This window comes from Sphingobacterium sp. UBA7249 (assembly GCF_002472835.1).
Lineage (GTDB): Bacteria > Bacteroidota > Bacteroidia > Sphingobacteriales > Sphingobacteriaceae > Sphingobacterium > Sphingobacterium prati.
Genome location: NZ_DKST01000015.1, coordinates 515,050 through 536,288 on the forward strand (window position 1 = coordinate 515,050; position 21,239 = coordinate 536,288).

A 21,239-nucleotide genomic window follows, 5' to 3' on the forward strand; every position below is an offset into this window, starting at 1 on the left:
CAAAAATAAAACAATGTAGCGGATTATTTTCTGAAATCTTGGTTTTCTTCGTTCACTATGGTATTTTTACGGCATCAAAAAACCTAAAATGTCAACATTAAAAGATAAACAGGCTGAGAGCAAGAACGTGTGGTTATTGGTGACAATAGCTTCGTTGGGATATTTTGTCGATATCTACGATCTCATTATTTTCTCCATTGTCCGCATTCAATCCTTTACGGATATTGGCGTGCCGGTAAAGGAAATGCGGGTAAAAGGCGAATTTGTACTTAATATGCAAATGGGCGGTTTGCTCTTGGGCGGAGTTATCTGGGGGATTATCGGTGACAAATTCGGGCGTTTAAAGGTTTTGTTTGGCTCTATTCTCCTGTATTCATTAGCGAATATTGCAAATGGTTTTGTACACGATGTCATGCAATATGGCATTATCCGGTTTATAGCGGGCATTGGCCTGGCTGGCGAACTGGGAGCGGGGATCACCTTGGTTTCAGAAAGTATGCATAAGTCAAAACGTGGTTATGGAACAATGCTGGTGGCCAGTGTCGGGGTATTGGGTGCTATTCTTGCCTATTTTGTTTCCGAAGAATTCAATTGGCGCACGGCCTATTTTGTCGGTGGGGGAATGGGCTTATTATTATTGCTCTTGCGTGTTGGTTCCTTTGAATCCGGATTATTTAAGGAACAAGATAAAAAGGATGTTCCCAAAGGCGACTTTAGGATGCTTTTTACGAATAAAGCACGGTTGAAACGCTATCTCAATTGCCTCTGTATCGGCCTGCCAATTTGGTTTGTGGTCGGCGTATTGGTCACGCAGGCACCAGAGATTGGAAAGGCATTAGGAGCATCTCAAACGCTGAGTGCAGGTAAAGGGGTAATGTTTACGTATATAGGTATTTCTATAGGAGATGTTTTGGCAGGAATATTTGCGCAGATTTTAAAATCACGTAAAAAAGTGGTTTTTATCTGTCAATTGTTAATTATCGCCAGTTCGTTATGGTATCTTTTGAGTACTGGAATTACAGCCAATAAGTTTTTGATTTTAGCATTTATTATGGGACTTGGGGTAGGGTACTGGGCCACCTTTGTGACGATCTCTGCGGAGCAATTTGGTACAAACTTGCGGGCCACTGTAGCAACGACAGCTCCTAATTTCGTTCGGGGAGCTCTGATTCCATCAACGATGTTGTATGGCCTTTTAGTAGATTTTTTCGGTATTGTGCCAGCAGCAATTACGATGGTATTACTGCTTTCTGGTATTGCTATATATTCCCTCACGCAACTTGAAGAGAGCTTTGACAAAGACCTCAACTATCTCGAGGAATAAAGTGCCGGGCCTGAACAGGCTATTTTTTTCGGCCGGGACATTTTTTGCAACGTTTTCCTTCTTTGTATTTTTTGCAGCATTTTTTGAAACAGACGCAGGAAAAATCAGAAAAAGGATTCATTGCGGCACTTCTAAATTGAAATGGGCTTGCTTTGCCCTCGCCCTCACACAGTTCCACAAAGGATTCAATAACTTCGTTCATGGTACAAAGTTACTATTTGTTTAAAATAGTTCTAAATAAAAAATAATGTTTTTACATTTTTTTGATTAGGTTCTCAATCACTTTTGGAAAATGTTGATGCTCCAATTGCTGACCTTTAAACTTAATGACATCCAGGGTGTCATTGGGATCAACCTTAAACTTGGCTTGATAAATAATTTCGCCTTCATCAAAATGCTCATTAGCAAAATGAATCGTGATGCCATGCTCTTCTTCCTTATTGGCTAAGACAGCTTTATGTACATGGTCTCCGTACATGCCTTTACCGCCATATTTAGGTAGGAGAGCAGGGTGGATATTGATGATCTGATTTGGATAAGCTCTTAAAAGATTGTTTGGCACGAGCCATAGGAAGCCGGCCAAAACGATTAAATCAATATTTAAATTTTTGAGAATATTAACAATATTGTCTGTGTTGTAAAATTCATTGCGATCGAATATATGTGCTGGAATTTCAAAGTTATCAGCGCGTTGAATAACGTAAGCATCAGGATTGTTGGACAGGATCAAAGCAACCTCAGCTTCGTCTGAGTATTTGAAATGTTCCATTATTTTTTGAGCATTGGATCCTGAACCTGAAGCAAAGATGGCAATTCGTTTTTTCACGATTAATGAGTGTTAATAGATTTGATCGATTTAAAAATTAGTCCAAACTTACACAATTTTTGTAAAAAAACTAAAATTTTGACGAATAGAACCCTATTTTTAAGTATTATTGATTGGAATTAATTGAATATTCATAGTCAGTTTAAAATTCTTTAACATGAAATTACTCTGCTCTCTTTTTTTTGCCTGCACGTTTTTTGGTTTTAACCCCTTGTTCGCTCAGGCGCCAAAAACAATGCCGGCATTTACATTTGATGAGGTCTATCGGCAAGGTAAGTTCAGTTCGGACCAATTGCCTAAAACAGGCTATATCGTGCTGGATTTTTATGATCCAGGCTGTGGGCATTGCCAAAAGATGGGAGCGGGCATCGCACAGAATTTACAGAAGCTCAAAAACGTTAGTTTTTATTTTATCTCGATGAACGATAAGGCTTATGTGGATGGATTTATTAATATGCATGCCAAAGCACTGAAGGGGGCGGCCAACGTGAAATTTTTGTATGATGGTGGAACGCAGTTTATTGAAAAATTTAACCCGAGTAATTATCCCTCCCTTTATATTTATGATGCAAAAACCAAAACCTTGCTGCAACATCTTGATGGTGAAGATGATGTGAAAAAATTGCTCAAAGCCGTAGGAGTTTCAAATTAAACAAGACCTATCCATAAAACAAAAGCCCTGCGAATCAAGCGGGGCTTTTGTTTTATGGGCAATCGGGCATTATTGTTCCTGTTTATTGATAAAGACGAATTGTCCATCGAAGACATCCAACTGTATAATCGAATCGCGGCTTATTTTGCCGGATAAGATTTCTTTGGAAAGTTCATTCAGAATACGTTTCTGAATGACACGTTTCAATGGTCTGGCTCCATAGATCGGATCATAGCCGAGCTGTGCCAGCCAGTCCAACGCATCGTCTGAGGCTGTAATATAAATATTTTGTTCAGCCAATTGTTTTTGGACATGCGCAAATTGGAGTCTGACAATATCAGCGATTTCATCTCTGCTCAATGGTGTAAACATAATCACCTCGTCGATTCGGTTCAAGAATTCTGGTCGGATCGACTGTTTAAGTAGATCAAAGACCTCAGTGCGTGTTTTTGCAATGATCTCCTCTTTGTTGTCATCATCCAAATGACTAAAATTCTCTTGGATAATATGTGAACCCGTATTGGAGGTCATGATTATGATTGTATTCTTAAAATTAACCGTACGACCTTTGTTGTCCGTAAGGTGGCCATCATCTAATACCTGTAGCAAGATGTTAAATACATCCGGATGTGCTTTTTCTATTTCGTCGAGTAATACAACCGAATAAGGGTGTCTACGTACGGCTTCTGTGAGCTGACCGCCTTCATCGTAACCGACATATCCCGGAGGAGCACCGATCAAACGGGAGACAGCATGTCTCTCCTGATATTCCGACATGTCGATACGCACCATGGATTGCTCATCATCGAAGAGGAATTCGGCTAGCGCTTTTGCGAGCTCCGTTTTCCCGACCCCTGTTGTGCCGAGAAAAATGAATGAACCTATAGGGCGCTTCGCATCGTTCAGTCCAGCTCTTGAGCGACGGATCGCGTCTGAAATGGCTTCAATGGCCTCGTTTTGACCCGCTACCCGTTTGTGGAGCTCTTCTTCCAGATTCAGGAGTTTTTCACGTTCAGACTGAATCATTTTGCTGACGGGGATACCTGTCCATTTGGCAACAACATCGGCGATATCTTCTGAGGTCACCTCTTCTTTGAGCATCCGCTTGCTTTCTTGTTTTTCGGCAAGCTCAGCTTTGAGTTTCTCCACTTTTTCCTGCGCTTCTTTGATTCGTCCATAGCGTAGTTCAGCTACCTTACCGTAATCACCGGAACGTTCCGCCTGTTCAGCTTCAAGCTTATAGTTTTCGATGTTTTCAATTTCTTGGTTTACATTGTCGACTAAACTTTTCTCTTCCTGCCAAGAAGCACGCAGTGTATCGCGTTCGGCAGATAGGTTGGCAATGCTTTCTGACAATTCCTGCACCTTCTTATCGTCATTTTCACGTTTTAATGCCTCCCGTTCGATCTCCAGCTGCATGATACGACGTTCCAATTCATCGACGGCTTCCGGCACGGAATCCATCTCCAGGCGCAATTTAGATGCTGCTTCGTCGATTAGGTCGATTGCTTTGTCCGGTAAAAAGCGGTCTGAAATATAGCGTTGTGACAGTTCCACTGCGGCGATGATCGACTCATCGAGGATCCGCACTTTATGGTGTGTTTCATAACGTTCTTTTAATCCCCGAAGAATGGAAATGGCATCCTGAGTGTCCGGCTCTTCCACCATGACTTTTTGGAATCTACGTTCCAAAGCTTTATCCTTTTCAAAGTATTTTTGATATTCATTGAGTGTAGTGGCTCCAATGGCACGCAGTTCACCTCTGGCCAAGGCCGGTTTCAAAATGTTTGCAGCATCCATTGCGCCCTCACCGCCACCGGCACCGACCAAGGTATGGATTTCATCTATGAATAGGATGATCTCGCCATTGGAATCAGTTACTTCTTTGACAACAGCCTTTAAACGTTCCTCAAATTCACCTTTGTATTTGGCTCCGGCGACTAGGGCACCCATATCCAAGGAAAAAACAATTTTGGATTTGAGGTTTTCCGGTGCATCGCCTTTAATGATTCGATAGGCAATTCCTTCAGCGATAGCTGTTTTACCGACACCGGGCTCACCAACGAGTATGGGGTTGTTTTTTGTGCGTCGTGAAAGAATCTGCATGACACGTCTGATTTCCTCGTCCCGACCGATGACCGGATCAAGCTTACCGGATTCAGCATATTCGTTTAGATTACGGGCATACTTACCTAATGCGTTATAAGTCGCTTCTGCATTTTGGTCGGTCACACGGCTGTTGCCACGCAGTTCTTTGATGGCTGTCTTTAGATCTTTTTCAGTCACCCCTTGCGATTTCAATAGGGAGGATGTCTGGTCCAAAGTGGCCAGTATGCCCAATAGCAAATGCTCAACGGATACAAACTCGTCGTTGAATTCTTTGAGATAGCCCTGCGCTTTTTGTAGCGCGTTGTTGGCACCACTGCTGAGATAGATATTGCTTCCGCTTACCTTTGGGAAACTCTCGATTTGCTTGTCAAGCTCAGTGCCAAGGTAAGTAATGTTGACGTTCAATTTCTTTAATAAATGGCTGACAACATTTTCATCTACAGTAAGTAATGCTTTTAGTATATGTGCCGTTTCAATTGCCTGTTGCTGATTTCCAGCTGCAATCTCCGAAGCTTTTTGTATTGCTTCCTGGGCTTTGATTGTGTAATTGTTAAAGTTCATGCTCTACTAATTAAAGTTCTGTTGATATGCATCAGGTATAACAATTGAAATGCCATTCAGGTTTTACGGGATATTTCGGAAAAAATGACATTAATATTTATTGAATCATGACAAATTTTCAGGATGCAAAAATAATGATGTTGATTTTTAATTATTTGGGCTGCTAAGGGCAAAAATTATTTCAGCAGACTTGTATTTTTGATTTAGGCTTTCGATATTTGCAGCATCTTAAAACGGAAAGCCGTTTTAAAGATTGAAAAGAAGTTAACGCCTCTTTAGCTCAGCTGGTAGAGCAACTGACTTGTAATCAGTAGGTCATTGGTTCGATCCCGATAAGAGGCTCTTTGAGCGACACTCATTAAAATTCATTTAAAAGGCCTCTTTAGCTCAGCTGGTAGAGCAACTGACTTGTAATCAGTAGGTCATTGGTTCGATCCCGATAAGAGGCTCAAAAAATCCCCAGGAATTATCCTGGGGATTTTTTGTTTTTAATCCAGACTTAGCTTGGCAGCTATTGCTATTTTTTTCGGTATATCGGTATTGTCCATTTTCTGATTGAACAGTTCAGCGCCCACGCCAATGGCGTAGACGGGCGCATAGGCTGCCGAATGGTTGTTGGAAGCCCAGGCTACTGAGCCCATGCGGTTCAGTATGGCGATACTTAAAGCGGCGATTTTGTCATCACTTGCATATAGACTTTTTGCTGTCTCATTTTGATGATCGACAAAGCTTCGCTGAAAGGCCTCTTTTAGCATTTTGTCGTCATCTGTATTTACCTTTATCTGATTATACAGCCCTGTTTGTGCCGAAAGTAAGTTTTTTAGATCATCCCAGGAAGCATTTGCTTTACTTTTGCGCAGATTACCGATTTCATTAGACAGTTCGGCATGCGATAATTTTTGATTTGCCAGCAATTTAGTTTTTAATGTCGAGCTGCCGTTGCCGATACCCAATCCGCCTGTCTCGTGGTCCGCTGTCACGACAATAAGCGTTTCATTGGGATGCTGCTTATAGAATTCAAAGACCAGTTCCGCAGCAGAATTAAAGTCCAGCACTTCCCGGATGGTGGTAGCAGCATCATTTGCATGGCAGGCCCAGTCTATTTTTCCGCCTTCGACCATTAAAAAGAAACCATTTTTGTTATTCAGTTCCAGCGATTGGATAGCTGCTGCAGTAATATCGACGAGCTTTAGGTCAGTGGGCTTTTGATCTATAGCATATTTTAACGCATCAGTTGCCGTTCCCTCGGTGTTCATGAGGATAATTTTATCAGATTTGCGCGGGTATTGCGTATAGGCATCTTTTCCCTTCAAAACCTGGTATCCTGCTTTTTCGAATAGTGGAAAAAGGGACGGTACCGTCCTTTTGTCAAAGCTTGTTTCAGGTTTTAAGAAATTGGATCCGCCGAAGAAGTCAAAATTGGAGCTGATAATTTCTTTTCCGATTTCGTAGTACATATCACGGTCAGGCTGATGGGCATAAAACGATGCTGGCGTGGCATGGTCAATGCTTACACTAGTGATGATGCCGACTTTTTTTCCCTTTTCTTTGGCTGCATAAGCGATACTTTTATAGGGTACTGTTCCTGTGCTATCCATCCCGATAACACCATTCTTTGTTTTTTTACCTACAGCAAGTGCAGTACCACCGGCTCCGGAATCGGTAACCCCGTTGGATTGTGAATGTGTTGAAGCAAAGCCAACATGGGGGAATTGAGTAAACACGAGCGGTACGGTACTATTTTTTTGCTGGGTTTCGGCGCGGTGTATTTCAGTCAGGTTGACTTGATTGAGGCCCATTCCATCACCGATCAGGTAAAAGATATATTTTGCCTCTTGGCTGAAAGCCGGAAATACCTGGATAAAGGCAAAGAGAAGGAGGAATAAAAAGTGTTTTTTCATTAGCGTGATAAATAATAATAAATGACCGCAAATTAACAAGTCAGCATTAGCTAATTGTTAATTCATTATTATGAATGCTCTTTATGCAGCCCCTCAGATGTGGCAGTTACTGCTGATTTGCTGTTTCTGCTAATTGTTTGATGTCTTTTACGGAGATGATGTTGACGGATTCTCTACAGTTGCGAATAGCCTGCAGCATCGCCGAGGCTACGCGGGCAACAGGAAGGGCTTCGTAAGCCTTGAAAAGGCCAATGCGATTAAAGGCTTTTAATGCACTTATGCCAATCTTTTCACCTACACGATCTGTGTTTGGACGGATTAAACCGCCGGGTTGTACAATAATAAGCTTGCCAAAATCAAGTGCCTTAATATGTTGTTCTAAGCTTCCTTTCATTCGATTATAGAAAATTTTAGATCCAGCGTCAGCATTGACTGCCGACAGCAATACAAAACAAGGGATTTCATTTTTCTTGGCCAAAGCTGCAAATTGTAGATTGAGATCATGGTCCACGCTCCACTGGGCGTCTTTGCTGCCCGCATCTTTGGCTGTTGTGCCAAGGCAGGAGATCGCGACATCGCCCCGAATATGCTGTTCAAATTCCTGTAGCTTGTTGAAATCCACAATAATCTGTTGTAATTTAGGCTGTTCGTCAAATGTCTTGCGACGTAGGAGGACGATAATTTCGGTGAATTCCGCTGACTTCAATAAATCTTGCACAAGTATTCTTCCGGTTGCGCCAGATCCGCCAATTAAGACTGCTCTCATATTGTTCGTTTTTTTGTTCCACACCAAATGATGCACAGGTAATCCTGTTCATCATCGTGATATTGTTACTGTTACTAAGCCTAGATTTATACCGGAAACTTAATCTTTATAGTTTGGTTTCCCGGGAGTGAAGCGTACGATGGATTGATCCAGTCGCAGGGTATCGGCTACAGTGATCAGGTCTTCCTCAACAATAAAGTTTTGATCAATGGATGTTTTTATTGTTGTAAAATCTTCTTGATCGGCGTCTTGAAAATAGAGGAGGGATTGGATGGTTGATACCGCTACGAGTTCGAGTAATTCGTCTTCACCTTCATAGCCAACATAGAAAAAATCTGCCATAATTATGCAATTTGGTTTCATACGAATATACCTTATTTAATCTTAAATCAGTTATTTTAGCCATAAAAACTTAAGAAAGAAGTCTATGTTTTAATCAAATGCTGGATTTTAATTTTCTTGTGGAGTAGCTTTATTTCCCTGACAAAAATGCCTTATATTTGAAATGATTATTTAGTGTAAATATTAACAATAAGATTATATAAAGATGGATAAAGAGCAGATACAAAATTGGTTGGACAATGGATACGATATACTGCATCATGGTAGGCCGGTTAAAGTTGAGGGCGATTTGTGGGATTATATAGATGGATTGGGAAGTTATGAAAACGTGTATGTATTGCGGGAATTAATTTATTGGACAGAAGAAGAGCTGGCAAATATCGGTAAGTAATAATAAGGTCCTGAATCCATTGTTGTTGCTGTAGATTCAAGACCAGTTGCACGAGCAGTGGTTGTTAAAGGATAATATTGCGTTTAAAAGCGCAACCCAATTCGATGAGCGAATCTGTTTTAGCGATGCCGGGAATATTGTCAATTTTTTCATAAAGCAACTGGCGCATATGCTCATGGTTTTTGGCAATAATCTTAATGTATAAGGTGTAATTTCCCGTGATGTAATAACATTCCGTTACTTCAGGTATTTTTTTTAATTCTGCAATGATACGGCCTGAGTCATGATCTTTTTCAAGGCTCAACCCCGTAAAAGCCCCCCAGTCATAACCCAATCTTTTTTCATCCAATACAGGTTTTATGCCGGTCAATATACCTTGTTCCATTAAGCGATTAATCCGTTGATGGATCATGGTATTGGATACACCCAATGCAGTAGCAATTGCGGAATAGGCCATTCGGCCATCTGCATCCAGGTATTTTAAAATCTGAAGGTCAAATTCATCTATGCCGTTCATTGTTATGTAGGGTTAAAAGTTAATTTTAATATTTTAACGCTAATTTAGTGTTAAATTACATTGTTTTGTGTTAAAAATAGTAAAAATTGTATATTTGTTATTATTTGAAAATAAAATCCAAATTATGAGTATGGTATCTAAACAAGGAAATAGCGCGGCATTCGTGGCCAAGGAAGAAAAATATGGAGCACATAATTATCATCCTTTACCGGTTGTACTGGAACGAGCAGCTGGTGTTATGGTTTGGGATGTTGACGGTAAATCTTATTTTGATTTTCTATCCGCCTATTCAGCGGTCAATCAAGGACATTGCCATCCACGGATTATTGCTGCATTGACGGACCAAGCCCAAAAGTTAACCTTGACCTCACGTGCTTTCTACAACAATAAATTAGGCGATTTTGAAGAAATGATCTGCAAGTTGTTCGGATTCGATAAAGCTTTGGTCATGAATTCTGGTGTAGAGGCTGTTGAAACGGCGATGAAGCTCTGTCGTAAGTGGGCGTATCAAGTGAAGGGTGTTGCACAGAACCAAGCTAAAATAGTTTTTGCCAAAGATAATTTTCATGGACGTACCATTTCGGTGATATCTGCTTCAAACGATACGACCGCGACCAGTGATTTTGGCCCTTTTGTGGAAGGGATTGCATTGGTACCTTACAATGATATCGAAGCATTGGAAGTATTGTTCAAACAGGATAAAAATATTGCCGGATTTATTGTGGAGCCCATTCAGGGCGAAGCAGGTATTGTGGTTCCGGATGCGGATTATCTAAAACGTGTGCGCCAGTTGTGTACGAGCTATAATGTGCTTTTTATTGCAGATGAAATTCAGACAGGTATCGCGCGAACCGGAAGCATGTTGGCATCTTATGCCATTGACGATGTAGACAGCGAAAGCAAGCCGGATGTATTGATCTTGGGTAAGGCCCTATCCGGAGGTGTATTGCCCGTATCTGCGGTGTTGGCAGACGATGCGATTATGTTATGTATCAAACCCGGTGAGCATGGCTCTACCTATGGCGGTAATCCTTTGGCTTGTGCAGTGGCTATGGAGGCATTGCAGGTCGTACTGGATGAAGATCTGATCAGGAATGCACGTCAGATGGGCGATCTATTTCTGGAAGGATTACAGAAGATTGCCGCTAAATTGGATATCATTACCGAGGTTAGGGGTAAAGGACTATTGACCGCCATTGTGATCAATGCCAGTGAAGAAAGTGACCTGGCCTGGAATATTTGCCTGGAATTTAAGGAGAATGGTCTGCTGGCAAAACCTACCCACGGCAACAAAATTCGTTTGGCTCCACCTTTGGTTATAACCGAAAGCCAGATCAACAGCTGTCTGGAGATAATCGAGCGATCGTTGACTAATGTGACCACACGATGAAGAAAATGATTGAATTGATCAAAAACAGGTCAGATATCGGTGCAGGTACCAGAGGTTCTGATTTAGGCATTGATGCCATTGAGATTGCGGCAATCAACAAAGGGAGTCAGTACTTTATCAATTATCCTTTTGTGGATGTGCCTACCCGAAATAGCTCCATTTATCAAAATGATAATCACCCTTTTGGTAAACATATTCAGCAGATTTACGAGCAATGTAAGCAAGTGGCCTCAACCGTTGAGGATAGTCTTTCAGCGGGTAATTTCCCGCTGGTATTTTCGGGTGACCATTCTTCGGCAATGGGCACAATCAGTGGAATCAAATCGGCCTACCCAGATAAGAAAATGGGGGTGATCTGGGTTGATGCCCATGCAGATATTCATTCACCCTATACAACACCTTCCGGCAATATGCATGGGATGCCTTTGGCGGCCATGTTGAATGAAGATAATTTGTCTTGTAAAATCAATGAAATTGATCAATCAACGCAGGAATTCTGGAATAAGCTGAAACGTATTGCTGGTCCGGCCGAGAAGATACAGCCCGCGAATTTAATCTATTTTGGCGTTCGGGATACGGAGGAACCCGAGGATCTGCTGATTGAGCGTTTAGGTATAAAAAATTACCGCGTCGAAGAAATTCGTCAGCGGGGCATTGATGATTGTGTCGCTGAGGCATTGACCAATTTGAGGGACTGCGATATGATTTATATTTCCTTCGATGTGGATAGTATGGATAGTGAACTGATTTCAGACGGTACAGGGACTCCGGTTCCCAAAGGCTTTATGCCGAAGGAAATCGTTCTGATATTGGAAGAAATCATCCGTTCGGGAAAAGTTACCTGTTTGGAGATTGTTGAGGTAAATCCCTTGCTGGACAATAAAGGAAATAAGATGGCCGAGGTCGCTTTTGATATTTTAGAACGGATAACACCTTTGATTGAGCTTAAATCTGGGTATTGATCCGAAGCACGACTTTGTTGCGATCGATCGCTTAAGCGAGTCGCTACGTCAGCTATATGTTGACTGCAATTAAGCAAAAGGTTCTGTATTGCGCCAGCTTTAATATTTAACAAATCAAAAGGGGGGCGATGCCCCTTTTTCGTTTGTGGTAGGGGCTTCGTTGCTGACAAGGTATGTCCAACATGAGCGATTGAAGGCTGTTTCTTTGCTTATTCTTNNAAGAATAAGCAAAGAAACAGCAAACCAAGTCCCTAGAAAGCCCGAAGGAGGTGCGAAGAAATGGCCTAAAAACGGCAAAGGATAGGCAAAGAAACGGTAAAGAATAGGCAAAGAATAAGCAGAGAAATACCAAAGAAAAAGTGTGCTCTGTCTTATCCTGAGGTTGCGATGTAGTCTGTTCTTTGCACCATATTAAGTTTAATCGGATTTAATATTCTCTTAACATGTTTCCGCTTAAATTTGCAGGGCGATTATTTACTGCAAAAATGAGGATTTCTAATAACATTATATTTTCGGTTGTCTTTCTGGGGCAACTGCTTTTGTCACAGTTGGCTACGGCGCAAGTGGATTCATTTAAGGAAATCCGGATATTGAGTCAAAATTATCCAGATTCAGCGATTACCTTAGTGAAAAAACAATATGCAAAAGCCGTTAATGACCGTGATTTAATGCTTCAGGGAAATTGTTTACAGGCGATCGGCTGGTTGTGTGTCAATCAGGGGCATTACGCTCAGGCACAGGATTATTATTTCCAGGCGGACCGTATCTACACGCAGATCAATGCAAAGCAATCACTGGCATCTAACTGGACAGATATTGGCGAACTCAATATTTTCAATAAACAGCATCATGTCGCGAAAGAATACTTTAACAAGGCCCTGCACGCATTCAAAAGTGAAAAAGACCGAAATGGTGAAGCTTCAGTCTTGGGGAATATCGGGCATCTTTTTGAAAAAGAGGGACATTACGATTCGGCCTTTGTCTATCAAAAGCAGGCTTTGGCGATCTATCGTGAACAGACGAACCGCAACGGTGAAGCCAAGATTCATGAAAACCTGGGCAGCATCTACGAGGATCTGGGCAAATATGACAGTGCTTATGCGCATTTCGAAAAGGCGAGAAATTTGTATGAGCAAACGCAGGACAATTATGGAAAGATTGTGGTCATCAATAACATGGGGGATATCTTTCGAAAAACAAATAAATATCCTGAAAGTATTCAATTGACCCAACTTGCTTTTCGCTTAGCTGAAAACCTTGGCGATGTCTATCAGATGGCATCAACGACAAAAGACCTCAGTAAAACATACGCTTTAAGCGGACAGGTGGATAGTGCTTATTTCTACGCAGAACGGAGCCGAAAACTGGTACTGGAACTATACAGTGTGGATGGGGCCCGCCATACGGCTTTTTTTCAGGCACTGTATGATATGAACCAAAAGGCGGAGGAAATAGAGAAATTGCAGACCAGCAAACGGATGAATTCCATCTTGTTATTGGGTACGATACTCGTATTGATTTTATTAAGTATACTTTCCTACGTACTCTATAGCCGGCAAAAAATTAAGATCAAAACCCAGATTGCCGAATCACGGAAGCAGGAAGCCGAGCGCGAATTGGCTGAAATAGCGCTCAAAAACCAACTATTGGAAGATAAGCAACTCAAACAGGAGCTGACCCTGAAGGAAAAAGAACTGACCTCACATACGCTTAACCTTATCCGTAGCAATCAATTTCTGGAGGAGCTACGGGACGAGCTAAAAGCCCTGGTCAAAGATGATCGAAGGGATCAGAAGAAACCTATGCAGCGCATGGTACAACAAATCAATGAGCACATTACACAGGGCATTCATTGGAAAGAATTCATGGGTACATTTGAGCGTGTGCATCATAGTTTCTTTGAAAAATTGATCAAGCTGTTTCCCGATCTGACCGCCGCTGATATGCGCCTGATCGCATTGCTGAAAATCAATCTCAATAATACCGATATCGCAATCCTTCTGGGGATCTCCCAGGATAGCCTTCGGGTGGCCAGACACCGCTTAAGGAAAAAACTAAAATTGGAACAGAGCGAGGATCTTGCGGGGTACCTGCTCCGTATTTCATAATTTCTTAACATAAGGGTAACTGAATTTTAATGGCGTTTATTTTTGATGTAAATGTCTTTATTTCAGATTTTTAGTATCTGTTGTTTCCCTCTCGTCTAGTCTAGGTTTTGGCTTGCTTCTTTCTTGTAACACCAAAGATTTTGTGAATCTGTTGCAGGCTTTCATATTTGTGGCAACAATCAAAGATTCATAATAATCTATTAAAAATGAAAAATGTTTTAACGGTATTGCTTGCCTCCAGCATTTCGATCAGCGCCGCTTATGCGACCAAGATCAAGGGGAAAGTCCTGGATGGACAAACAGGGGAGGCCATTGTCGGTGCTACCGTGTTCCTCGAACAAAGTGGTCTGTCAACTAGGACGCAACTGGATGGTTCATTTGAATTCAAAGGACTATCAGCAGGTAGGGATAAAGTACATATCAGACATATGGCTTATGCCGAACTGGTCCAGGAAATTGAGGTAAAAAAGGAAAATACTCCTTATTTTACGTTTCAGCTTACCTCGAGCGAGCAGACCTTAATGGAGGTAACGATCAAAGGACAGCGCAACGGTGGTGATGATGATCCAAGCGCCCGCCGACTGGAAAAGAATGCTTCACAGATCATGAATGTGGTATCGGCCAGGGCAATAGAGATCTCGCCGGATATTACGGTGGCAAATGTTGTTCAACGTGTTTCGGGCGTCTCAATCGAACGTAATTCAAATGGCGAGGGACAGTATGCAATTTTAAGGGGAATGGACAAACGCTATAATACGACTTTGGTCAATGGCGTGAAAGTACCCAGTCCGGACAATAAATACCGCTACGTACCTTTGGATCTATTCCCTTCCGATATGTTGGAACGATTGGAAGTCTACAAATCGCTGACACCAAATATGGAGGCAGATGCCATCGGTGGTGTCGTGAATATGGTGATGAAATCCGCACCGCGTAAACTATTCTTTCAGGCCAATTTGGCCACAGGTTACAGCCAGCGGTATTTTAACCGCGATTTTGGCAGCTTCTCCAGCGGAGCTGTTTCATCAAAGTCGCCCTATGAACTGCATGGAAAAAATTACAATGCCACCGCCGCTGATTTTGATAAGGGCACATTGGGCTATACGTATAAGAAACCGATACCGGATCTTGTTGGTAATTTGACGGTTGGGAACCGTTACCTAAATGATAGGTTGGGAGTAATATTGGGGCTGAGCTACCAAAATCTTTACCGTGGCAGTCATTCCATTTTTTACAAATCTTCGGTCAATAATACCAATCCGAATGCGATCATCACCGAAAAGAGTGACCGGCAATACGATGAGCAGCAACAGCGCCTGGGTGTGCACAACAAGATAGACTACCGATTCAATGCCAATCATCGGCTGAGTTTTTACCAGATGTACGTGAACCTGAATAATCTGCAATTGCGCGATGCGGTCAATACAATTTATAATGGACAGTATGATCCAAGTATCGGCAAGTCTGAACTGACTTATGTGACCCGGACCAGAAAGACGGAGCAGCAGATTTACAATGGTAATCTACAGGGAGATCATCATTTTTTGGATAACCGCCTGAACTTCCGCTGGTCCGGGGTGCTGTCATCTGCCCGTAATGAAGTGCCGCAGAATACGACAATTAGTTTGGATGGTATCGAAGAGAATTTTCAACGCAGACGGACTTCGTTGGTCAATAGGTCTCCGGTGACTTATCGCTGGGAGCGGAATACGGACGATGACCGTGCCGGATATTGGGATCTTGCGTATAAGGTGCCGTTGGCGGCAAACAAACTGGAACTGTCGACCGGTGGCTTGTATCGCGACAAACAACGGAGCAGTTTCTATAACAATTACAATCTGTCTCCAATAGCAAGTGAAGCGAAGCACCAATATGGGGTGGATTTTCAGGACTATACGGGTTTGAATCTCACGGTTAGCAATCCGACGGGTGCTGTGCGGAACCCGCTGACCTATGATGCCAGCGAGAAAACCACCGCTGCCTACGGGATGTTCAACTACGAGAATGACAAAATTCAAATGATCGGTGGTATACGGATGGAGCACACTAATCAGGGGTATAAATTGTTATTTCCGGATGGTGAAGAAAGACCGGAGGGCTCCCGGACCTATACCGAATGGTTGCCTAGTTTGACCATGAAATATCACCTGGATAGTAAGCAGCAGCTTCATGGGGCATATTATCGTGCATTAAACCGCCCGGGTTTCTATGAGGTGGTGCCATCGCGGGTATTAAATGAAGAATTCTGGGAACGTGGAAATGCGGATTTGAAACATGCACTAGCGGATAATTTTGACTTACGTTATGAGCTATTTCCGGAGCCCTCATCGCAATTTCTTGCCGGACTATTCTATAAGAGGATTAAAAACCCGATCGAATATACCTTTCAGCCCGATGAAATTCGGGGGCAGGACGTGTACTATATGCCGGGTAATTTTGGAACGGCAAACAATTTTGGTGTAGAGCTGGATTATATTAAATATATCCAAAAATTCGGTGTTAAAGCCAATTATACGTATACCCATTCACGGATCACCACACCGAAGAAATCGCGGGTAATCAATGAGGTCACACAGGATCTGGATCCAATCCTGGTGGATCAGACACGGCCTCTTCATGGGCAGGCAGCACATATTGCCAATCTGTCTTTGCTTTATAAGGATGCAAACAGGGGTTGGGAAGGACAGTTGGCCGGATCTTATACGGGCTCACGGATCAATTCGGTATCGGAATTTTTAAACGCTGATTTATGGCAGAAAGGGTTTATCCAGCTGGATGCTTCCATCGAGAAGAAATTCAAAGCGGGCTGGGCGGTTTTTGCCAAAGCGAATAACCTGTTGAACACGCCCATGGAACTTTACGTAAAGGGGACAAATCCAGAAAATGATAAGATCGCCGAAAAAATAGTGGAAGGCGGCAACACGCTTATCCGGAAGGATTTATACGGTCAGAACTATATTCTTGGTTTACGTTATTCTTTTAAGAAATAAGCGTCTGCGCGGACTGTTTACGAGAAATAATCCCATTGATTTTAAACAAAGAACATGCCATCTGAACGATGGCAGAAAAAATATTTACAGATGAAAAATAACTTTATTATACTGCTCATTTCCCTTGCGATGGTAGGGTTGACGGCTTGTGAGAAAGCAAATAGCGATGTGGACACCTCCGATGCCAATGGTAGTGCGATCGGTGAGGTAGCAGGCATATGGAGCAAAGGTACCGTGCAGCGTATCACGGGGGATATCATTATTCCCGAGGGAAAGTCGCTGACTATTGAGGAAGGTGTAACGGTACTGATGGATCCGGCCAATAAGCCTGAGATAGTTGTACTGGGCAACCTGTATGTGCTGGGTACAGCCGAGAGTCCCGTGAAGTTTACGGTGGAAGATTCTTACAAAACCAAAGAAAATGAATTTGGAAAACTTTGGGGCGGTATTTTAGCGGCGCCAAGCTGTAAGGAACTGGTTTTGGATAATACGTATTTAGAATATGGTGGTGCGGTTACCTCGGATGCATCGACTTCGGTGAAGATGAGGCTGTACAAACAGAAAGCGGGGGAAGCGCTGCCTGCTTTGTGGTTTTCCAATGTCGAAGGTAAATTGATTGTTCAAAATACTACGATCAGTCATTTTTATGAAGACTGTACTTATATTGAAGGGGGCAAGATTATCTTCGCCAATAACCGGTTCTTTTCGAATGGGGTAACCGGGGGTGAAGCGATGAATTTTAAATCGGGCTCTCTGGCAGACGTAGCTTTCAACTTGATATACAGTGTCAATACCAATGCATTGAAGCTGTCCAATTCTGGCGACCGCACGCCGCAAGCGCATATCTTCATTTATAACAACAGCATGCTTAATACCGGTTGGCGTAGGCCAACAGCCAAAGGAGGATCCATCTGGCTAGAAGCTTCGGTAAAAGCAGAGATCCATAACAATATTTTTGCCAATACGCGGTTTGGCGTTAAACGTGATGCCAAAAATCCGGAAGATAGCCGTTCGGTTTCGAGCAACAATTGGTATTATGGCTATGATCAATTGACGGTGGACCAATTTCAGGTCGGAAAGAATGATATCGTAGGCGGCACCAATGATGTCAGAGGTAAAACCGCTGGCGAGAACAATCCTAAGTTTACAGCCTACCCCTTAGAGACTTCGGTCAATAATTATGTATTTGATGCAGCCTGGGATTTCCATCTACAAGGCAATTCACCGGCATTAAAAGCAGGTACATCTGCTTTTAAGCCTCATTTTAGCGATGGCTTGGTGCTATCCAATGGTTTATCGTATTCCTCGCCAAAGCCCGCGGCTTATGTCGGTGCTTTTGGCACTAAATTTTAATTAACACAATAACATGACAACTTTAAAAACAACACTATTTTTTTGTTTGGCAGCCTCAACACTCGTGCAGGTCGCCTGTAATAACCCTCAGCCCGGTACTTCCGCAACGGATACGATCAAACCGGCCATAGTTACAGAAGCAGTACGCTATGATTCCGATGATCCTGCGGTCTGGATCAATAAGACCGATCCCGGCAAGAGTCTGGTCATTGCTACGGACAAAGATGCGGATGGTGCTTTATTTGTGTACGATTTACAGGGTAAAATTGTCAAGGATAAGGTCGTTTCTAATCTGAAACGACCCAATAATGTGGATATCGCTTATGGATTGCTTTTGGGCGGCAAACCTGTTGATATCGCTGTTACGACCGAACGTATGACCCATAAGTTACGAGTGTTCTCGTTGCCGGACATGAAACCAATCGACGGGGGAGGATTGGATATGTTTGTAGACGAGACCGAACCGGAATTCAGGGATCTGATGGGGATTGCACTTTACACATCACCGAAAGGTGAAATCTATGCGATTGTGGGCCGCAAAAATGGTCCTAAAGAAGGGTATTTAGGTCAGTATTTATTGGAAGATAATGGTGCTGGCGCCGTGAAAGCGACCTTTGTCCGTAAGTTTGGTTCATTTAGTGGGAAGAAAGAAATTGAAGCCATCGCTGTGGACAATGAACTGGGCTATATCTATTATTCAGACGAGCAGGTAGGGGTAAAGCAGTATTATGCAGATCCGGGGAAGGGAAATCAGCAGTTGGCCCTTTTTGCGACCGAAGGTTTTAAAGAAGATCATGAAGGTATTTCCATTTATAAGCTGACGGATAGCACGGGCTATATATTGGTCTCTGATCAAGGGGCCAACCGCTTTCAGATTTTTAGCCGTGAGGGAACAAAGGCGAACCCATTTGAACATAGCCATTTGAAGACAGTGCCTGTTATGGCCACGCAAAGTGATGGTTCGGAGGTCGTGTCTTCCCGTCTGAATGATACCTTTCCACATGGCTTATTTGTGGCCATGAGCGATGATAAAACTTTCCATTATTACCGTTGGGAGGATATTGCTGGACAACAACTGAAAAGTAAATAACCATCAAAGAAGACTGACGGTGTATGAAGTAACAGTGGTATAATTGATGTACCGCTGTTACTTTTTTATGAATAATACACCATGACTGTGATTTTCTTAACGAACAGCACTCGAATGCACCTGATCAAAAGTAGGTTGCGTTGAAACAGCTGTGCGCTTAATATTGCTTTCATTTATGCTTTCGTTGAATTTTAATCCGAATGTAGTTTCTCTTTTGTCATGAGCTCCGTTAGAATATCGTGTAAAATCCTTTAAATGGATAGAATTTTGTATCTTTATTCGGTTTGTACCCGTTTGGAAAGAAGGCAAGAGGGGAATTGGAGGTACAAGTTGTTTCCTGATCTTTCCAAGGTAAAAATGCAACTGAACTCCATAGTGGCAAACAATTCGGATAAATAAGAAGATAAATTTTTATTAAATATTGTAAATGATGAGTAAGGTTAAGATACTGTTGGTTGAGGATCACATGGTCGTACGTAATGGTATTAAATTGTTATTGGAGTCTCAGGAAGGTTTTGATGTCATCGGAGAGGCTTCGAATGGCAATGAAGCTCTGCAACTTTTAGATAATCAATTGTTGCCCGATATTATCTTAACAGATATCAGTATGGATCATATGGACGGGATGGAGCTGTTGCGCCTGATCAAGTCGAGGTATCCCTCCATTAAGGTGGTCATTCTTTCTATGTTGAACCAGATCCATTATGTTGTTGAGGGATTTGCACTTGGTCTTTCTGGATATCTGCTCAAAAATGTAGACTATAACGAACTTCTTTTTGGCCTTAATCATGTCGCTAATGGGGGGAAATATGTAAGTGAAGAGATTAGTATGGCGCTGCTTGACCAAGTCATATCGGGAGAAAATTATCTGGGTTTATCAAACCGTTCGCTACCAGACTTTGATATCAGTGAGCGTGAGCTTGAGGTATTGAAATTAATCGCTGACGGCTTCACGAATGTAGAAATTGCGGACAAGATCTTTTTGAGCAAGCGTACAATCGAAGGACACCGACAAAGTTTGATCGAAAAAATGAAGGTGAAAAATACAGCTGAGCTGGTCAAAGTTGCATTCCAGTCCGGTATTTTAAAATAATGCTGTCAATTTCTGCACAGCTAGTTTTTATTTTGCAATAGGTGATCTGTTTTTTTTCTTGCTATTGATGACAAGGAGGGTCGACCCCAGGAGAATAAAGGGGATACTTAACAGCTGGCCCATATTTATGAACAGGGAGTTTTCAAAATCTTCCTGATTGATTTTTAGGAATTCGTCCAAAAAGCGGAAGGAAAATAAAAGGATTAACAGCATTGCAAAACAGTTGCCGATGTTATTTTTAAGAATCGGTTTTGTCCAGAGGTGATTCATTAACAGAAACAGCAACACACAAAACATCGCTTCATACAGTTGTGCGGGATGACGGGGTATTTGGTCAATAGAAGTGAAGACAAAAGCCCAGGGGAGATCTGTCGGTGTGCCTATCATTTCCGAGTTCATCAGGTTTCCCAGGCGGATACAGGCGCCAGCGATGGGGACAACCAGTGCAATTCGATCGGCTACCCAGAGAAAAGGAAGCTTCTGCTTCCTTGCGAATAGAAAAATAGCAACTAGGATACCAATTCCCCCGCCATGACTAGCCAAGCCTCCTTCCCATATCGCAAAGATCTTTAAGGGATTGCTGAGATAATACGATGGGTCATAAAACAAAATATGACCCAGGCGTGCCCCAATAATTGTGCCCACTACAATATAAATACTCAGCTGATCCAGAAATTCGGCCGGACGACCCTCTTTTTTTAACCTGGACCATAGTATTCTGTAGCATAAAACTATTCCCAGCAACCAGAATAATCCATACCAACGGATGGGATGATTGATGATCGGTATACTGAAGATATCACTGCTGACATCCCAAGAGATGAAAGTTAATAGGATACTGTTTGTCATCAGGGCTAATGTTTT

17 protein-coding genes and 2 tRNA genes are annotated in these 21,239 nt (G+C 42.3%); 12 read left to right on the forward strand and 7 right to left on the reverse strand.

Features of this window, described 5'->3' with window-relative positions:
• Positions 1–88 precede the first annotated feature (88 nt).
• Positions 89–1,324 (forward strand): MFS transporter, encoded by a 1,236-nt coding sequence (locus B4A24_RS12930; RefSeq protein WP_293945478.1) that lies wholly within the window; start codon positions 89–91, stop codon positions 1,322–1,324.
• Positions 1,325–1,577: 253 nt separating this feature from the next.
• Here B4A24_RS12930 and purN read toward each other — a convergent pair whose 3' ends face one another.
• A complete protein-coding gene (gene purN, locus B4A24_RS12935; protein ID WP_172394248.1) occupies positions 1,578–2,150 on the reverse strand; it encodes a phosphoribosylglycinamide formyltransferase in 573 nt (190 codons plus the stop codon).
• A 157-nt stretch (positions 2,151–2,307) separates the two neighbouring features.
• On the opposite strand from purN, the gene B4A24_RS12940 reads away from it, so the two are divergent.
• Entirely contained in the window at positions 2,308–2,802 is a 495-nt protein-coding gene (locus B4A24_RS12940; protein ID WP_293945481.1) for a TlpA family protein disulfide reductase, read from the forward strand.
• 69 nt (positions 2,803–2,871) lie between these two features.
• On the opposite strand, the gene clpB is transcribed toward B4A24_RS12940, so the two are convergent.
• A complete protein-coding gene (clpB, locus tag B4A24_RS12945; RefSeq protein ID WP_293945483.1) occupies positions 2,872–5,472 on the reverse strand; it encodes an ATP-dependent chaperone ClpB in 2,601 nt (866 codons plus the stop codon).
• A gap of 269 nt (positions 5,473–5,741) precedes the next feature.
• On the opposite strand from clpB, the gene B4A24_RS12950 reads away from it, so the two are divergent.
• Both B4A24_RS12950 and B4A24_RS12955 read left to right on the forward strand, forming a co-directional pair.
• Positions 5,742–5,814 (forward strand) — tRNA-Thr (locus B4A24_RS12950).
• A 34-nt stretch (positions 5,815–5,848) separates the two neighbouring features.
• A tRNA-Thr gene (locus B4A24_RS12955) sits at positions 5,849–5,921 on the forward strand.
• A gap of 39 nt (positions 5,922–5,960) precedes the next feature.
• Here B4A24_RS12955 and B4A24_RS12960 read toward each other — a convergent pair.
• From B4A24_RS12960 to B4A24_RS12970, 3 genes are all read right to left on the reverse strand, one after another.
• Positions 5,961–7,373 (reverse strand): alkaline phosphatase, encoded by a 1,413-nt coding sequence (locus tag B4A24_RS12960; protein ID WP_293945484.1) that lies wholly within the window; start codon positions 7,371–7,373, stop codon positions 5,961–5,963.
• Positions 7,374–7,479: 106 nt separating this feature from the next.
• On the reverse strand, positions 7,480–8,139 hold the full coding sequence (locus B4A24_RS12965; protein WP_293945485.1) for an NAD(P)H-binding protein: 660 nt from the start codon (positions 8,137–8,139) through the stop codon (positions 7,480–7,482).
• Positions 8,140–8,238: 99 nt separating this feature from the next.
• Positions 8,239–8,481 (reverse strand): hypothetical protein, encoded by a 243-nt coding sequence (locus B4A24_RS12970; protein WP_104382080.1) that lies wholly within the window; start codon positions 8,479–8,481, stop codon positions 8,239–8,241.
• A 205-nt stretch (positions 8,482–8,686) separates the two neighbouring features.
• Here B4A24_RS12970 and B4A24_RS12975 point away from each other — a divergent pair, with 205 nt between their 5' ends.
• Positions 8,687–8,872: a hypothetical protein gene (locus B4A24_RS12975; protein ID WP_046673540.1), complete on the forward strand. Its 186-nt coding sequence runs from the start codon at positions 8,687–8,689 to the stop codon at positions 8,870–8,872.
• A gap of 64 nt (positions 8,873–8,936) precedes the next feature.
• Here the strand turns inward: B4A24_RS12975 and B4A24_RS12980 are convergent, their stop codons facing one another.
• On the reverse strand, positions 8,937–9,389 hold the full coding sequence (locus B4A24_RS12980) for an Lrp/AsnC family transcriptional regulator (protein ID WP_293945489.1): 453 nt from the start codon (positions 9,387–9,389) through the stop codon (positions 8,937–8,939).
• Between the two features lie 124 nt (positions 9,390–9,513).
• Here B4A24_RS12980 and rocD point away from each other — a divergent pair, with 124 nt between their 5' ends.
• The 7 genes from rocD (at position 9,514) to B4A24_RS13015 (ending at position 20,375) form a co-directional block, all read left to right on the forward strand.
• Positions 9,514–10,779, forward strand: coding sequence for an ornithine--oxo-acid transaminase (gene rocD / locus B4A24_RS12985; RefSeq protein ID WP_293945491.1), 1,266 nt, complete (start codon positions 9,514–9,516; stop codon positions 10,777–10,779).
• The gene (rocF, locus tag B4A24_RS12990) at positions 10,776–11,741 is read left to right on the forward strand and encodes an arginase (protein ID WP_293945493.1); all 966 of its coding nucleotides are present in this window, start codon (positions 10,776–10,778) and stop codon (positions 11,739–11,741) included. The genes rocD and rocF overlap by 4 nt, the downstream gene beginning before the upstream one ends.
• Positions 11,742–12,184: 443 nt before the next feature.
• Positions 12,185–13,849 carry a tetratricopeptide repeat protein gene (locus B4A24_RS12995; RefSeq protein ID WP_293945494.1) on the forward strand — a complete coding sequence of 555 codons (1,665 nt, stop codon included), beginning with the start codon at positions 12,185–12,187 and terminating at the stop codon, positions 13,847–13,849.
• A gap of 206 nt (positions 13,850–14,055) precedes the next feature.
• Complete coding sequence (locus B4A24_RS13000; RefSeq protein WP_293945496.1) at positions 14,056–16,839, forward strand: TonB-dependent receptor; 2,784 nt, start codon at positions 14,056–14,058, stop codon at positions 16,837–16,839.
• Positions 16,840–16,929: 90 nt separating this feature from the next.
• Positions 16,930–18,192 (forward strand): right-handed parallel beta-helix repeat-containing protein, encoded by a 1,263-nt coding sequence (locus B4A24_RS13005; protein WP_293945498.1) that lies wholly within the window; start codon positions 16,930–16,932, stop codon positions 18,190–18,192.
• Between the two features lie 13 nt (positions 18,193–18,205).
• Complete coding sequence (locus B4A24_RS13010; protein WP_293945500.1) at positions 18,206–19,282, forward strand: phytase; 1,077 nt, start codon at positions 18,206–18,208, stop codon at positions 19,280–19,282.
• A 427-nt stretch (positions 19,283–19,709) separates the two neighbouring features.
• Positions 19,710–20,375, forward strand: a complete 666-nt coding sequence (locus B4A24_RS13015; protein WP_293945501.1) for a response regulator transcription factor — start codon at positions 19,710–19,712, stop codon at positions 20,373–20,375.
• Between the two features lie 27 nt (positions 20,376–20,402).
• Here the strand turns inward: B4A24_RS13015 and lgt are convergent, their stop codons facing one another.
• Positions 20,403–21,224, reverse strand: a complete 822-nt coding sequence (gene lgt, locus B4A24_RS13020; protein ID WP_293945503.1) for a prolipoprotein diacylglyceryl transferase — start codon at positions 21,222–21,224, stop codon at positions 20,403–20,405.
• Positions 21,225–21,239: the final 15 nt, after the last annotated feature.

Bases quoted from the DNA above. Each gene is read 5' to 3' on its own strand.
- B4A24_RS12930 (WP_293945478.1), top strand. From the start codon at position 89: ATGTCAACATTAAAAGATAAACAGGCTGAGAGCAAGAACGTGTGGTTA.
- B4A24_RS12960 (WP_293945484.1), bottom strand. From the start codon at position 7,373: ATGAAAAAACACTTTTTATTCCTCCTTCTCTTTGCCTTTATCCAGGTA.
- B4A24_RS13000 (WP_293945496.1), top strand. From the start codon at position 14,056: ATGAAAAATGTTTTAACGGTATTGCTTGCCTCCAGCATTTCGATCAGC.
- B4A24_RS12970 (WP_104382080.1), bottom strand. From the start codon at position 8,481: ATGGCAGATTTTTTCTATGTTGGCTATGAAGGTGAAGACGAATTACTC.
- B4A24_RS12965 (WP_293945485.1), bottom strand. From the start codon at position 8,139: ATGAGAGCAGTCTTAATTGGCGGATCTGGCGCAACCGGAAGAATACTT.
- B4A24_RS13010 (WP_293945500.1), top strand. From the start codon at position 18,206: ATGACAACTTTAAAAACAACACTATTTTTTTGTTTGGCAGCCTCAACA.
- clpB (WP_293945483.1), bottom strand. From the start codon at position 5,472: ATGAACTTTAACAATTACACAATCAAAGCCCAGGAAGCAATACAAAAA.
- rocD (WP_293945491.1), top strand. From the start codon at position 9,514: ATGAGTATGGTATCTAAACAAGGAAATAGCGCGGCATTCGTGGCCAAG.
- B4A24_RS13015 (WP_293945501.1), top strand. From the start codon at position 19,710: ATGATGAGTAAGGTTAAGATACTGTTGGTTGAGGATCACATGGTCGTA.
- B4A24_RS12940 (WP_293945481.1), top strand. From the start codon at position 2,308: ATGAAATTACTCTGCTCTCTTTTTTTTGCCTGCACGTTTTTTGGTTTT.
- B4A24_RS12995 (WP_293945494.1), top strand. From the start codon at position 12,185: ATGTTTCCGCTTAAATTTGCAGGGCGATTATTTACTGCAAAAATGAGG.
- B4A24_RS12975 (WP_046673540.1), top strand. From the start codon at position 8,687: ATGGATAAAGAGCAGATACAAAATTGGTTGGACAATGGATACGATATA.
- rocF (WP_293945493.1), top strand. From the start codon at position 10,776: ATGAAGAAAATGATTGAATTGATCAAAAACAGGTCAGATATCGGTGCA.
- B4A24_RS12980 (WP_293945489.1), bottom strand. From the start codon at position 9,389: ATGAACGGCATAGATGAATTTGACCTTCAGATTTTAAAATACCTGGAT.
- B4A24_RS13005 (WP_293945498.1), top strand. From the start codon at position 16,930: ATGAAAAATAACTTTATTATACTGCTCATTTCCCTTGCGATGGTAGGG.
- lgt (WP_293945503.1), bottom strand. From the start codon at position 21,224: ATGACAAACAGTATCCTATTAACTTTCATCTCTTGGGATGTCAGCAGT.